The organism is Ktedonobacter racemifer DSM 44963 (assembly GCF_000178855.1).
Lineage (GTDB): Bacteria > Chloroflexota > Ktedonobacteria > Ktedonobacterales > Ktedonobacteraceae > Ktedonobacter > Ktedonobacter racemifer.
In genome coordinates, this window is record NZ_ADVG01000003.1 from 1,859,410 (window position 1) to 1,873,837 (window position 14,428).

The window sequence follows — 14,428 nt, forward strand, 5'->3', positions numbered from 1 at the left end:
GGCATCGTATTCTGATAAATACAGCCATACTAGAACTGCCTTTCTAAATCTACTCAAAAGTGCTTACACACTCTCAAATAGATTCAATTGCTGTACTTGCCCCTTACAGGAAGCCTTCGTGACTTCTACGCCATTTTGGGTCGCATGCAGCACACTGCACTCAGGACGAGCCTGAGCGTGTGGCTCTTGCCGAGCAAAGAACCTCGCCAGGATGTTGTGTGCGCTGTTTTCATCGCGGTCCATGACGAGTCCACATTTCACGCAACCATAGGTTCTCTTCCACAGTGGCATCGCTTGCAGATTCCCACAGCCACTACACTGCTTGGAGGTGTTGCGCTCATCTAAAAAGTGAAGGTCTTTCCCGTAGAATTGGCATTTGTAGGTGAGCAATTGAATGAAGGTGTACAAGCTCCACTCGTTATAGACTGCACGATTGAGGTGTTTGTTGCGCTCTCGATGCTCTTTCATGACCATTTGCCGCTGGGAAAGATCGCCAATCACAACGGTTCTCTCAACCAGTTTGTGGGCGATAAGATGGGATGCCTTATGCAGGCTATCACGTTGTTTGTTGCGTTTCTTCTGCGAAACGCGTTTGTAGACCTTGCTGAGATGGAGGTAGCGACGTGACTTTTTCTTGCATTTGTCCCGCTTGGAACGAATCCTATCCAACTGTTTGTTATACCAGCGCGATCCTTTAAAGCCGCCAATGGTATATATTCGCCCCTGCTCGTTGATGCCTGTTGCCAGGGTTTTGATACCAAGATCAAAGGCGACCGTTCCATCTGTCTCGCAGTCTTTCTCTTTGCGCTCTCTCACAAACGAGGCAAAGTAGTTGCCTCTGGCATCGCGGCTGATAGCAACTTCTTTGAACTGTTCTGGTGGCACTTCAGTCAGGCGTGCAATGATATTGGGATACAGCTTATTTTTGCCCTTGCCTCCGGTGGGCAAAATGAGCTTATCGCCTTCAATTTTGAGGTACATTGCCGGATAGCAAAGCGTGAAAAAGCAGTGACGTGGGCGTACTCGTGGGAATCCCGGTTTCTCCCCTGCTTTGACCCGGCGATAGAATGCTTTCATCGCGCCATCCAGACGATAGTAGACCTCTTGCAACAGTTTGCCATATACCTGAACCAGATCAGGATCGTGCTGCTTGCTTTCTTGCAAACTTCGTTTGGCCTCGTAGAGGTCCCATTTCTCACCCTCTCTGAGTCGCATTACCCACCAGTTGTAGAGCGCTCGACACTTGCCTTGCATGAATTCCAGAGTGGCGGTATCTTGCTCAGAAATGTCAATTCTGATCTTTTTGCAAAGCAGCATCTTTGAGAACCTTTTTGTAGGAACGCAAACCATGGAGCCGGGCCGAAAACGCGGTCACAATCGCAATGAAGTCTCGTACCAGTTCTTGCTCAGGGGAAAGGTTCTCGCCATTGATGACGATGAGTTCGGTACGGTGCCGCTCGCAAAACGCTTCAAAGTATTCATAACCAAAGCGCACTAACCGATCCCGATGGGCAAGAACGATACAACGCACCTGACCAAGCTCTACCATCTCCATGAGACGATGAAACTGTTTGCGTTTGTAGTTGAGCCCACTGCCAATATCCGACATCCATTCATCGACCTTGAGCGAATACTGGTGGCAATAGGCTTCTAACGCTTTTGTTTGATTGACCAGATCAGGCTTTTGAGCAATCCCAGAAACACGCGAGTAAGCAATGGTAAGTCCCTGCTCCGACGCTTTCAACCCGCGATACTCAAGGTACTGATCGTGCGTATAATAACGCCTGTTCGATTGTGGAGAACGGTGGGCAATTAATTTGCCTTCACGGTCCCACTTTTGGAGCGTTTTGGTGGACTTGCCAATAAGCTTCCCAAACGCTTGTATATCATATGTGTTCTTCATAAGCACATTTTAACACAATTGAGTGATTATGTCAAAACTGTTTTACACTACCCTTTCATGCATTAAAGAAATCTAATCTACTATCTTAAACGCATCAATAGAGCCAGAGCTAACAAGCAAGGCCATAACTTGAAGAAAGTTGCGGCCCTGCTTGTTAGATCTGCTATTTATCTTCACCAAAAAGGCGGTCTATATCTCCAGCAGCTTCTTTATGTTGATCTGGTGTGGGAAACGTTTCTAAGAAATGATGTCGAATATTGACATGTACTGGCATTTATAGTACGATACAGTGAAATAAATGTGAAAGAGGTGCTAGAGGTGCAACTCGTTGAGCGGCATATCATCTGCAAAGGTGATTCTCGGTATGCTGCCATAGATGCAGCCTCCTTCGCATCCAAAAACCTCTATAATCTCGCGAACTACCACATGCGCCAATCCTTCATCCATACGGGAAAGTACCTGAGCTCTGTCGATGTCTATCATCTGGTGAAGGACACTGATGCTTACAAAGCCTTACCGCGTAAAGTGAGCAATGATGTCCTTCGACTTCTTGAAAAGAACTGGAAGGCATTTCGTAAAGGGCTTGCAGCATGGTTTGAAGACCCCTCCAAGTTTGAAGGCCGTCCCAAGGTGCCTAAATACAAAGACAAGCAAAAAGGGCGCAATATCCTCATATACGATATCCAAGCCATCTCGAAAAAAGCCCTCAAGAAGCAAGGAATGATTGCTCCATCCCTACTAGGAATCGAGATACCTACGAAGCAGGCTCACGTCAAACAAGCCCGTATCATCCCTCGCAGCGGGTTCTATGTGGTAGAAGTGGTCTATGAGCAAGAACCCAAACAGGCAGCCGTCGATCCCTTGCTCGTCGCTGGTATCGACATTGGATTGAACAACGTAGCAACGCTAACATCAAACAAAGCAGGCTTTACGCCTTGGCTGGTTAACGGGCGTCCGCTTAAGCACATCAACCAATGGTATAACAAAGAACGTGCACGGTTGCAGAGCCATCTCAGTAAGCACAAGCGTCATACCTCCACTCGTTTAGAACGCCTTACCAATAAGCGCACACGCAAAATTGATCATTACTTGCACACCCACAGCCATCGCCTCATCGAGCATCTGATAGAGGAAGGCATAGGAACATTGGTGATCGGGAAGAACGACGGCTGGAAGCAAGAAATCAACATAGGGAATCGCAACAATCAACAGTTTGTGCAAATCCCCTTTGCTCGCTTCATTGATATGCTCAGATATAAAGCAGAACTGGTGGGAATACATGTGATTCTACAAGAAGAAAGCTACACTTACTGGTGTAGCTTTCTTGATCTTGAGCCACTTTGCCATCATGAGCACTACCTGGGCAAACGCATCAAACGTGGCTTGTTTCGTACCAGTACTGGCAGGCGTATCAATGCCGATGTCAATGGCAGTTTGAACATTCTTCGAAAAGCAATCCCTGAATCCTTCGGGCAAGGGATCGTGGGCGTGGCAGTCCGTCCAGTGGGTGCTCCCACATACTGAGCAATGCTTGTCATTGTTTAGATGAACTGTAGCATGCCCTGTAAATATTGAGATTCGATGGGTCTCCCGCTCCTTTGGTGAATGATGAGCTTATCAGGAGGGAGCTCTTTTTCGCAATCGGCTCCCGGATCTCTACAGATCTTTTCCCGATCTTGTTATTGCAGACCTTATCACCAAAGGAGCGGAAGACCCACTATCCGTGGCGAGTTTTGCTTCAGGGCTATCTGGAGGAAGAGACATGTCGTCGATAGCACATTCCTTGATGAAAGAAGAATCCCCCTGGATTTTATCCGGGGGAGTGTCAAGTCGTAAATCAGGTTACTCGCCCTCGTTTCCCCTAATATGCGCTTCCCCCTCCTACCAGAGGTGCATGCACCTCTGGTAGGAGGGGGAAGCGCATATTAGGGGAAGATTTTCGGCACCTTCTTTCGCTCCGTTTTCTCGTAGTGATAGATGGGCTATTTCTGGCGAGGGAAGATATTCTGACCCGGAGTCAGAATATCGTCGGGGTCGAAGCGCTGTTTGGCGCGTTGTAGACCTACCCATTGGGGGCCAAAGTGCGCTTGCCAGTCGGCAGGTGTGAGGTTAAGCGTGCCGATGGGGTAGCAGGTGGCTCCTAGAGCCCGGCTGCGCTCGTAGAGCTGGCGATTGTGCTCTATCGCTTGTGCCAGGGTCCCCGAGGAGGGAGCGAGAGAACGCAGGATATCGAACAGGAAGAACGTTCCTTCAGCAGGCGCAGGCAGTAGCGGCGCGCGGAAAGAAGCGCTGTCGAGCCCGTAAAGGAGTATGGGCATCAGGCCAAAGTCGATGGGCGAAATCTCTGCCAGCGCCTCGCTCACGAACGGCTCGATCTTTGAATCGGGCACGAATACGTCGAACCAGGGATGCTGTTGATCCCAGGCGCCCTGCGCCTTGAGTCCGTCTACTTGTAGGACTACCCGGTTGGCGAAGGTGAGGTAGGTCATATCCTCTACCTGCTCTATGCCTGCAATGAAGCCCAAATGTGCGAGTAACTGTGCGTTGTCGGGGTGCTGCGCCGACGAGGTGTAGAAAATGGTGCCCTCTAGCATGTAGCCCCAGGTGCCTTGCGGGGTCGGGATGATGTAGCCGAGGAGATAATCAAAGCGTCCATCCCGCATCAGGAGCCGTTGATCATGCAGCATCGCTCCGACGTGAGGATAGAACAGGTGAAATACACGCGCGTGCGTGGGCGCGGGCACGAGCCGGAGGGTCGCCTTGACGATCATGCCACACTGCCCCAGCCCTGCCAGGACGTTATGAAAGAGGTCGGGCTGCTGCTGAGGGGAACATGTCTCAAGCTTGCCCTCGCCCGTCACCACCTCGAGTGCCAGCACGTTATCAACAATGGGTCCATAGCGATAGCTCGTACCACCTATGCCTCCTACGGAAAGCACGCCTCCAATCGAGAGCCCAGTAAAGTCCGTCAGCACTGGGGGAGTGAGACCTTGAGCGAGCGTGGCCTGTAAAAGCGTGCTCCAGAGCGCTCCAGCCTCGACTTCGACGCAATCCGCGTGAATGGCGGTGATGGCGTTGAGCGATGTTAGATGAACAACGATTCCCCCCTCTACCTGGGCCTGCCCACTTGTTGAATGTCCCTGACCACGCGGCGCGACGGTAAGGCCGTGCTGGCGCGCATACTGAACGACGCGTACGACATCATCTACTGAGCGTGGTGAGAGCACCGCGGACGGGACGCGATGAACAAGATGTCCAAAGTCGTCCGAGGCCAATCTCCGATCTCCCTCCTCTGTCGAGAAGATACCTTCAAATATGGGAAGATCAGCATGGGCGGGCGGTTGCGTATCGACGTGGGAACCATCATGGCTCATCTTGGCGAATCCTTTCTTTGTCTCAGGACAAGGAAGAATGTGAAATAAGGTGATACATAGTACTAGGCGACAGGAGAGTGTACTGCTACCTTTCTCATACTCGAACGTGCGTAAACACCCCCGAGCGGTCAGTTCTTCCTGCTTCATCGTCGATAGCCAGCGCACGGGAACCTTTGGATCAGCCCTCCCGTTTTGGTCTCACATCAACTCCCCAGGCATTTTACGTCCGGCGGTAGCCACTCTCCAGGACGGCCAGCTTTACGCGTGAAGCTGGCGAAGCTGTTGTGTTGCGAACCACAGCAAATTCAAGGCGGCATTGAGATCCCGGTCGATGACCAGCCTACAGGCCAAGCACTCATAGGTGCGGTGTTTGAGCGGCATGCGCTTTTTGACATGCCCACAGCACGAACAGCGTTTGGTCGAAGGGAACCAGCGCGAGGCGATGAAGAGACCGCCCCCGACGTTGGCCACTTTGGTCTTGAGGAACTGCAACAGTTGCCCCATCGCGGCATCGGCCACCGCACGCGAGAGCTTCCGGTTGGCCATCATCCCCAGGATGTTGAGGTCTTCGATGCCGATGGCCCCACAGGTTTGCGCTAGTTCGGTCGTGAACTTGTGCTGCACATCCCGCCGGATGTTGGCGATCTGCTGATGCTTGCGTGCGACCTTGAGTCGTTGCTTCTCGTAATTCTTACTGAACACGGTTCGCCTGGTTTGCGGGTCTTTCGTCTTCTGTTTCTTTGACAGCTTGCGTTGCAGCTTGCCGAGTTTCTTGAGATGGAGCGCTAAAGGCCTTTGGTTCTCAAGCCTGCGCCCATCGCTCACCACAGCAGCTTGCTTTACGCCCACATCTACCCCCACCACTGCTTCGGGCGTTGTGGGGCGCTCCCGTGTGATGTCTCCTTGGATGGAGACGTACCAGTGCCCCGCTTCACAGCAGACCGTCGCCCCCAGGATCTTGACCCGTTCGCACACGACGTGCTTGCGCGTGTTTCGCTTCTTCGTGGGAGTGGTGGCTTTCCCCTTTTCGACGAAGCGCAGTTTTTCGGCGATGTTCACCGTTCCCAGTCTGCGTAAGAGCTTGCCTCGGTCCTTCTTCATTTGGCGCTGATCGAGGATGAAGCGGCCAAGTCCGGGAATCGAGATCCAATGGCTTCCCAAGGTGAATTTATCGTTGGAGAGATAAAACGAGTCGTGCGACTTGCCCTTTTTCTTGTACTGCGGGTAGTTCGCTCGGCCCGCAAAGAAGTTGTCATAGGCGTTTTTGAGGTCATCGAACGCACCCTCCACCACACACTTCGTCACCTGATAGGTCCACGGATACTCCTGCTCCCGGATCTGGTTGAATTGCTTCTTGAGTGCGAGGGCATGTGGCGGTTTGAGCACGCGCTGCTCTTGGGGAACGGTTTTCTGCTCAGCTTTATACACCTGATACTGCTTCTCCCACTGCTCCCGTCCCCAGTTGTAGATAAACCGCCTCGTGCCACAGGCTCGTTTGAGATACTCCACCTGTTCAGGGGTGGGGTTCATCCGGATCTTGTGCGCGGTTTTCATCCTTGAGCGCCTTTTCTCCCGCTTTGCGGGAATTCCAGTTGAGCAGGACTCGACACCCGGCAAGTAGCGATCGTTCGGTGAGCGGCTGGCAGCTTCGGAAGGTTGAGCGCCGTGGTCAGATCGACCTCATGAGAGGAGCGACGCCCAGAAAGCGTTCGTTTGGCTTTGAGCCTGCTTTCTCGGTCCCAGCGCTGCACTGTTTTCACGCTGACATCCACCTGCTTGGCAAACGGTACGACTGCGTACATCTCCTTATTCTCACTTCCTTTCACACACGTTGTCAATACCTGGTATGTATCTCCATAGAGAAGACGCTTGGAACTGTACATTTTTGCACAGGAAGGTCCTTAGAGGGCGTTCATCTCGCTGCTCGTCTCCATCCTTTATTGAAAGATCGACCTTCTCCAGAAGGGTCGACGTTTCGGGCATCGCCTGGAATGAGACCCCATGACGGCATGTGCCAGGAGACGGGAAGGGGGTCATGTCTTGATGAGTGGCTCCCTTTCTGTATTTTTGCATACGTTTGGCTGGCAATTGTTACTATGGGAGAGACGTGAAAAATACGAATAGTTCTCGCTGGAAAAGAAGTTGATGCCCAAAAATACAAAAATTTTGTAAAATGACCATGTGTACTAAAACGGTGCGGGGCCTATATTGAGCTGAACTTTGTGAAGCATCTGACCCCGTTTCGATGCTCATGTGTGCGTTTTTGAAGTGCAAGGAGAAGGCCTTTTGCAACTGAGCATTATCACAGGTAAACCAGTTCCGTGCTCTCGCGGCGGACGGCTACGAGGGAACAATATCACTGGAGACGCACTATGCACACCCTGATGGTGGCACAGAGCAGGCTACACGCGAATCGTTTGCCTCGCTGCTCACACTCTTGCGGCAAGCGGGCGTCTCCTAGCGTTAATGCTTGCGACCTTTCTACAGGCACTCCTTGAAAGAATGAATGGGTACCTTGATGCGACAACCACGCCTACGATACGCCGTTATTGGCGCCGGAGCCGGTATTCTGAATGCTCACCGGCCCGCGCTAGCTCTACCAGAAGTCGATCTTGCCGCCGTTGCCGATGTCAATGCTAGCGTTGGTAGGCAGCGTGCGGAAGAACTGGGGTGCGCCTTTTACGGGGATTACCGCCAGATGCTTGCGGAGACGGGACCGGATGTTGTTGTCATTTTTACTCCCCCCTTTCTTCATGCCTCTATGGCGATCGATTCCCTGCGGGCCGGAAGCCATGTCCTGATCGAGAAGCCTATGGCGGTTCAGGTTTCTGAGGCCGACGCTATGCTTGATGCCGCCAGGCAAAACCAGCGGTTGCTGGGTGTCTTCTTTCAGCATCGGTTTCGCCCAGAGGTCAATGCGGCCCGGCAGCTATTACAGCAACAAGTACTGGGGCAGATCCAGCGTGTTGAGCTCATCGCGACGTGGCCGCGCCCGGATAGCTACTTCAAGCTGGCGTCCTGGCGTGCTACATGGTGGGGCGAAGGGGGTGGTATCCTGACAAACCAGGCATCGCATAACCTCGATGTGCTCTGCTACCTGCTCGGGCAGCCCACACGCGTTGTCGCCTGGACGCGTCGTCTGCTTCATGCTATTGAGACGGAAGATACAGTACAGGCCATGTTAGAGTGGTCGGATGGTGCGTTAGGAATGCTCCATATCAGCACTGCCGAGGCAGACCGCCCCGAACGCCTGAAAATCGTGGGGACACATGGCTCCCTTGAGCTTGGGCCCGGCGAACTTACCGCTCAGATCCTTGATGTAGACATGCGGGATTACCAGGTACATTGTTCCGATCCCTATGAGAGTCCACGGGCACGCCCATATGAGGTGACATGGGAGGAGAGCACTGGTGATCACGTTGCCGTCTACCGCGATTTCCACCAGGCTCTTTTGAATGGAACTGATCTCCGCTCCGATGGCATACACGGGCTAGAGGAATTGGAGTTAGCCAACGCCATCAACTACTCCAGCTATAATCATCGCGAAGTTCTGTTCCCGCTGGACCAGCTCGACTATGCCACTCTGCTCGAAAGCCTGCGCCAGCAGAACAATTAAGCCAGCATTCTTATCAGTATATTCCCAGAGGGATTGCTCCCTCTGAGACTACACTCAAATTATTATATGAGCCATCAAAGCGGGTCAATCTCATCTTTAGACAAGCAGGCTGTATCCCTACATCTTTCCATGATGTTGGTCAAATTCGTACAACTTTACGAATTACTTTAATCTTCCAAACTTTAATCTTCAAATTGTGGACTTGGATAATTAGCTCCATAAGGAGCATCTGGCCTTTCAAATTCTCCCATTAATGCACGCCGCAAAGGCGTCGTTCGCTGCAAAAATTCTTGGGAGTTCTGTAGGCGATCAGAGTTCCTTATCCAGGGTGGACTATAAATATAATGCATGGTATAGCGATCATAGTCCCCATCATGCGCGTAGGTTCGATGCCATAGCGCGTTATGGAATAGCAGTACAGAACCTGCCGGTGCACAAACTACATGGCCGATTGGCACTTCAGTTTCTCCTTTGCGAACAGAGTCAGGCAGGGCTACCATACTTCGGTGACTCCCAGGAATAAACTCCATATTGCCGGTTCGTGGCTTGCTTTGATCAGTTAACAGGTAAGAGGCGCGAAGCTGAATTAGCGGGATGGGGGAACCTAGCTTATCAAAGTTATATGCACTTGAACCATCCTGGTGCCATCCTCCCATCTTGCCGTGTGTAGGCTGCATGGTATTCCATCCAGATTGTAAAATAAAACGATCTCCATAGATGCCTCGAACCTTTGGTAACACCGCCGGGTGATCGATTAATTTTTCTAAAGCAGCCTCTACTTCATATCCACGTCCAACCTGGCCCCAACCTTTGGTACCTGCTGCAGCGTGTATTCGCTTCGATGCTGCAAGGCATTCAGCGACCTCATCTTCCGACAGAACATTCGGAATAATAAAATAGCCCCAAGATTCGAAAATGAAGCTGTCAAGATCGGTAAAACGACCTGGCTCTACAATAGGACTCAACATCGACAAGCACTCCTTTTGTACAAGAAAACAACGAGGTAGCTGCGAAGAACTCGCAGCGTACCTCTCTCTGTTTACGTACTTTTCATCTCGTGATCGCACTACTTGGACATTATTCTTACCTGGCTGGTGGTAAATGATTGGCTTCGCGGGTCAGTTGGAAAAACTGGTCTCCGCGGACTACCGAGTATTTATTGTCAAGATGCTGAGCTATATAGACTGCATCAGTTGCTGTTGTATTCCAGGCAATCAAGGACACAGAGATAAACAACGGGGACTTCCCGTCCCAATTCGCAGCTTGTTGCTGAATAGCGTTTACCACAGCATCATCACTACTAGCATTCAACTGAGTAGAGACTGGCAGGTTTCCATTGACAACGGAGGCTGTGCTCTGGTTGGAAATGTTGTAGAACACGCCGTTCAGCTTCATTTGTGCATAGGCCTGACCAACCGATGCAGGCATCGTCGAGCTTGTATCCAGGGCATAGATGATATCTGTACCCATAGCACGCAAGTACTTATTCGACTGTTGCAGGTAGGTAGGCAGGTTGTCCTGCGGCCACTGCGATGGATAGAAATATCCCGCGCCTGAAGGTGCTGCAACGAGCAGATCGTTGGAAGTCGCAGTACGCTGGTAATAATTCAAGAAGAATGGTGCGGCATCAATCAGCAAAGGATTAATCGACCAGTTTAACGGCACCTTTCCTCTACCTGGATCATCCCAAAGGACGCGCATGTAATGTTCGTCGTACTGGAGATTGTCGCCATCACTTACGACAAAGGTGACATAGACCTTGTTTTGCAGTGGTGGAGCAGCGATGGGTTTGATCTTGAGCGAAGGAGCAGGGACGCCAGACCAGACAGTCAAGTTAGAGAACCAGTCTGCGGCCAGGACATATACTCCATGTTGAGATGCCATCTTTACCCCGGCAGGCTCATCATCAAACCACCCCAGGTAAGGTGTTCCGGGCTTGACCGCGGCCAGAATTTTGTTGAACAGCGCGATCTGGTTCGGGTCCATAGAAGCGGTTAACCAGAAGACAAACGCGTGGTTGGCTACTGCATAATCTCTGAGATAGCCAAACGGGACCTGCTGATCCGACGAAGCAGCCGGGGCAACTTTGGATGCAGACACCAGGAACTGGTTCCACATATCAACTGAGACAGTTAGCTGTTTCGTACCGGCAGGCGGAACAAAGCGGTACACAAAATAGCTTTTGCCATCAGCGAAACGATGTGCATTGGTCTGGCTGAGATCGCACGATGAGTTCCCATGGTCGAAAATGTATTGCTCCTCTTGCTGGCTGCATCCGGTAAACTGTGCGATGACGTTCCCATCTGCATTCGCCGTCACTTGATGGACGGATGGACCCCAACCATCATTGGGGAAAGCGTCCTGGAAACGTAGATAGACCGCGTCTCCGCCAAGGAAATTTGAGAGGTCTATAGTATACGTCTGGCGGTTTGATCCATCGGTAAGCTGCTTACTCTCTTGTAAAACCGTCTGAAAATCTTTCCAGTTGTCTGGCGGTACTTGAATATTGGTAGTGGGCCTTAACCCGATCAGCATGCGGTGAGTCGTCTGCGGCCAGAGATTCTGGAATTCCCAGGTATATGCATCGAGTGCACTGGAAAAATTTCCGCGCAAATCATCTAAAACAGGCATATGATATGGCGCTGCAGTGAGCGTTTGTGCCAGGGTTGGGCTCACCACCATACCATCTTTGAGACCTGCTAACGTAGTCGCGACATCTATTGAATCCAGCAGGTTAGGATCATAGATGATGATGCCTTTGGCTTCATGATAGTACTTATTCACGATTTCCCAGGGATCCTGGTGTACTTGATAGGGAATATGCGAATCATTTAACCAAGTATACGAGCCTTCATCATGAGTGTGCTCGATCAAATATATTCTTGGTTGTGTCCGATTGGCAATTCCTTCCAATGTAGACAGCATCAGGCTAACATCGCCTGGTCCATTTTCCAGGTCAATCACATCCAGGTGATGAGGAGCTGGGAACCTGGGCAGTGCCTGGTTATCCGGCCATTGAACCCCACTCGCATTCACAGAACTCGATGAACTGGACGCTGCATGCGCAGAGGGGATGTTGCTTATACCTGTAAATCCGAAACAAACGGAGAACAGAGTTGCAATAAGTAAACTAAAAGACAGCCGTCTAAGGAGAACAGTTTTCACCATAAGGGTCCTTCCTTATTCATTAAATCTAAAACCTACGGGGAACGCTTATCTTCGACTTTTGTGCGGATTACCAGTCTTGCCATCATCCTGATCGCAATCAAGCACAACAATTATCCTGGATTGTCTTTAGTTTTCTTAATAACCGTGATAACTGCTCCTTTCAACCAGCAAAGGTATAAACAACTAAATACAAATATTTCATCTTAACTATACAAAATGATAATCAGCAAAAATGAATTTGTCAACACATATTTTTTGGCAATAACGCCATATATGATATTAGCAGTTATTTTGCACCTCGAAAGGAGGAGAGGTAAAATCCCATTGAGAGAAACCTCATGCGCCGCAAACACATGAGGTTTCTCAATGGGATTTTACCTCTTGACATGCCAGGGCAAATATATTATAGATAAATATGTATATACGAATTTGCCCTTGTGTATACAACAGGGGGTACAGCGTTCCTTTCTTGAAAAGAGCATCTCATGATGACGTGCGGTTGTTCTATTTCTAGCTTTTACTGGGGGAGAAGAGACTTCAATGAAGAAAAGAAATTGGTCACTTCCTTTCAAATGCATCACAAGTATATTTGTACTCTTCCTGGTTGTACCGTCACTCGCAGCGTGTGGTTGCGTAATCTTATTCCTGGCCGGTTTGCAAGGTATTCCTTCCGAATTATATGAAGCGGGGAGAGTTGATGGCGCTTCAAGCTGGAATGTGATACGCCATGTCACTATCCCGCTCATGCGACCAATGATTGTCTTTACACTTGTAACCGGCATTATCGGCGGCTTCCAAATTTTTGAGGCTGTCTATCTCATTAGTCGGGGGACCGTTGAATCAAACCAATGTAATGCTTGTGCAGATTTACAACGGCTTCTTCGCTAAATAATTCAGCTATAGTCTGGCCAAATTGCCATATTCGTATATAAGATATGTGCGTAATTTGCCATTGTTTTTACACTACTTATACCACTTATATGAGATTCTTTCGTGTTGTCGGATGGGAAGCTAGAATGATAAAATTTGTATAGTTGTTTTGGTTAATTTAGCGATGAAAGGCTTGACTTTTTGTGGCACAAAACAGCTATTATGGATACTACAAAAGTAAAATATTTTAGCAAGTAAGTTATTAATTTTATAAGGATGCTCAGACTGTGCAAGAATCTAAAAAAAGCCCCCATTCACAGGCGCTGTATTCTCAGATTTTGAACGAAATTCGGGAACACATCCTCTCTGGAGATTTAGCGGTAGGAACTCGTTTACCTCCTGAAGCTGAAATTGCGCAACAGCACCAGACCAGCCGAGGAACAGTACGTCAAGCACTCAGCATACTGGTAACCGAAGGGTTACTCGAACGTATTCAGGGAAGTGGCACATTTGTGCGCAAATTGCCATCAAAGCAGGAAGGTAAACAGCAACAGCCGCCTGCTAAGAAAAATGTCGGCTTAATATTAAGCCAGGCAGGCGATGAATTAAATATGGATATTCTGCTTGGCGTAGAACAAGTTGTAAAGCCAAGAGGCTATCAACTGAGCTTTGCTTATGCAGAGGAAGATCCACAGGCATTAGCCTTTGATATTGCACGCTTACGCGCTAATACGGTAGGATTAATTATTTTTCCTATCAGTAATAGTTCCCATGATTCCTCTATCGAACAACTCAAAACTGACAGCTTCCCGTTTGTACTGGTTGACCGCTATATTCCTGAGATAGATTGTGACTACGTCGTATCGGATAATATTGGTGGAGGATATAGAGGTACTGAACATTTACTCATTCTAGGCCACACACGGATTGGTTTCGTGTGTTCTAGTCGAGGGGGTTTGCTGACAACATCTGTACGAGATCGCTGGGAGGGCTATCGTAAAGCCCTAAAAGAGTATAATCAAGTATATGATGAATCTCTTGTGTACCACAATGCCCCAACACCGGCTCCGGATCCTCCAAATGTCTACGACGATATCATGACGAGCGCAGATCGCCCAAGTGCTTTCTTAGCTGTCAATGATGCAGTCGCATTGGGATTACTTCAGGCAGCACAACGGCATCGCATACGGGTTCCCGAAGATGTTGCTCTAGTCGGTTTTGACGATGTGAGCTATGCAGCACATCTCAGTGTGCCACTAACGACTATTGCCCAACAACGTAAAGAACTGGGGGGACGTGCCGGGACATTACTTATCAATCGTATCGAGGGTCAGGTTGTAGGAACACCGAAACACATTCAGCTGCCTACAAACTTAATTATTCGACAATCATGCGGTGCTCGTTTACGCATCTCCAGTTCTTCATTTGATGGGCGAGAGTGAAGCAAAATATCATATAGCTGAGAAGCCATTCTACAAGCTTTGATACGTAGAACGG

At 49.7% G+C, this 14,428-nt stretch carries 10 protein-coding genes and 1 pseudogene; 4 read left to right on the forward strand and 7 right to left on the reverse strand.

Features of this window, described 5'->3' with window-relative positions; genetic code table 11:
* Positions 1–63: 63 nt before the first annotated feature.
* Positions 64–1,317, reverse strand: coding sequence for an RNA-guided endonuclease InsQ/TnpB family protein (locus KRAC_RS37235; RefSeq protein ID WP_007916349.1), 1,254 nt, complete (start codon positions 1,315–1,317; stop codon positions 64–66).
* A complete protein-coding gene (locus tag KRAC_RS37240; protein ID WP_007916350.1) occupies positions 1,289–1,903 on the reverse strand; it encodes an IS607 family transposase in 615 nt (204 codons plus the stop codon). The genes KRAC_RS37235 and KRAC_RS37240 overlap by 29 nt, the downstream gene beginning before the upstream one ends.
* A gap of 318 nt (positions 1,904–2,221) precedes the next feature.
* On the opposite strand from KRAC_RS37240, the gene KRAC_RS37245 reads away from it, so the two are divergent.
* Positions 2,222–3,427 (forward strand): RNA-guided endonuclease InsQ/TnpB family protein, encoded by a 1,206-nt coding sequence (locus KRAC_RS37245; protein WP_007916351.1) that lies wholly within the window; start codon positions 2,222–2,224, stop codon positions 3,425–3,427.
* 458 nt (positions 3,428–3,885) lie between these two features.
* Here the strand turns inward: KRAC_RS37245 and KRAC_RS37250 are convergent, their stop codons facing one another.
* The 3 genes and pseudogenes from KRAC_RS37250 to KRAC_RS37260 all read right to left on the reverse strand — a co-directional run.
* A complete protein-coding gene (locus KRAC_RS37250; RefSeq protein WP_169460985.1) occupies positions 3,886–5,277 on the reverse strand; it encodes an FAD-binding protein in 1,392 nt (463 codons plus the stop codon).
* Between the two features lie 258 nt (positions 5,278–5,535).
* A complete protein-coding gene (locus tag KRAC_RS37255) occupies positions 5,536–6,831 on the reverse strand; it encodes an RNA-guided endonuclease InsQ/TnpB family protein (protein WP_007916353.1) in 1,296 nt (431 codons plus the stop codon).
* Positions 6,832–6,869: 38 nt separating this feature from the next.
* Positions 6,870–7,079: pseudogene (locus KRAC_RS37260) on the reverse strand (IS607 family transposase); the annotation flags it as partial.
* A gap of 716 nt (positions 7,080–7,795) precedes the next feature.
* On the opposite strand from KRAC_RS37260, the gene KRAC_RS37265 reads away from it, so the two are divergent.
* Positions 7,796–8,893 carry a Gfo/Idh/MocA family protein gene (locus KRAC_RS37265; protein WP_157507738.1) on the forward strand — a complete coding sequence of 366 codons (1,098 nt, stop codon included), beginning with the start codon at positions 7,796–7,798 and terminating at the stop codon, positions 8,891–8,893.
* 182 nt (positions 8,894–9,075) lie between these two features.
* Here KRAC_RS37265 and KRAC_RS37270 read toward each other — a convergent pair whose 3' ends face one another.
* Both KRAC_RS37270 and KRAC_RS37275 read right to left on the reverse strand, forming a co-directional pair.
* The gene (locus KRAC_RS37270) at positions 9,076–9,861 is read right to left on the reverse strand and encodes a phytanoyl-CoA dioxygenase family protein (protein WP_007916355.1); all 786 of its coding nucleotides are present in this window, start codon (positions 9,859–9,861) and stop codon (positions 9,076–9,078) included.
* 115 nt (positions 9,862–9,976) lie between these two features.
* The gene (locus KRAC_RS37275; RefSeq protein ID WP_007916356.1) at positions 9,977–12,061 is read right to left on the reverse strand and encodes a GxGYxYP domain-containing protein; all 2,085 of its coding nucleotides are present in this window, start codon (positions 12,059–12,061) and stop codon (positions 9,977–9,979) included.
* 540 nt (positions 12,062–12,601) lie between these two features.
* Here KRAC_RS37275 and KRAC_RS37280 point away from each other — a divergent pair.
* Complete coding sequence (locus tag KRAC_RS37280; protein WP_040445647.1) at positions 12,602–12,949, forward strand: carbohydrate ABC transporter permease; 348 nt, start codon at positions 12,602–12,604, stop codon at positions 12,947–12,949.
* Positions 12,950–13,218: 269 nt separating this feature from the next.
* Positions 13,219–14,373 (forward strand): GntR family transcriptional regulator, encoded by a 1,155-nt coding sequence (locus KRAC_RS37285; RefSeq protein WP_007916358.1) that lies wholly within the window; start codon positions 13,219–13,221, stop codon positions 14,371–14,373.
* The last annotated feature ends 55 nt before the right edge of the window (positions 14,374–14,428 follow it).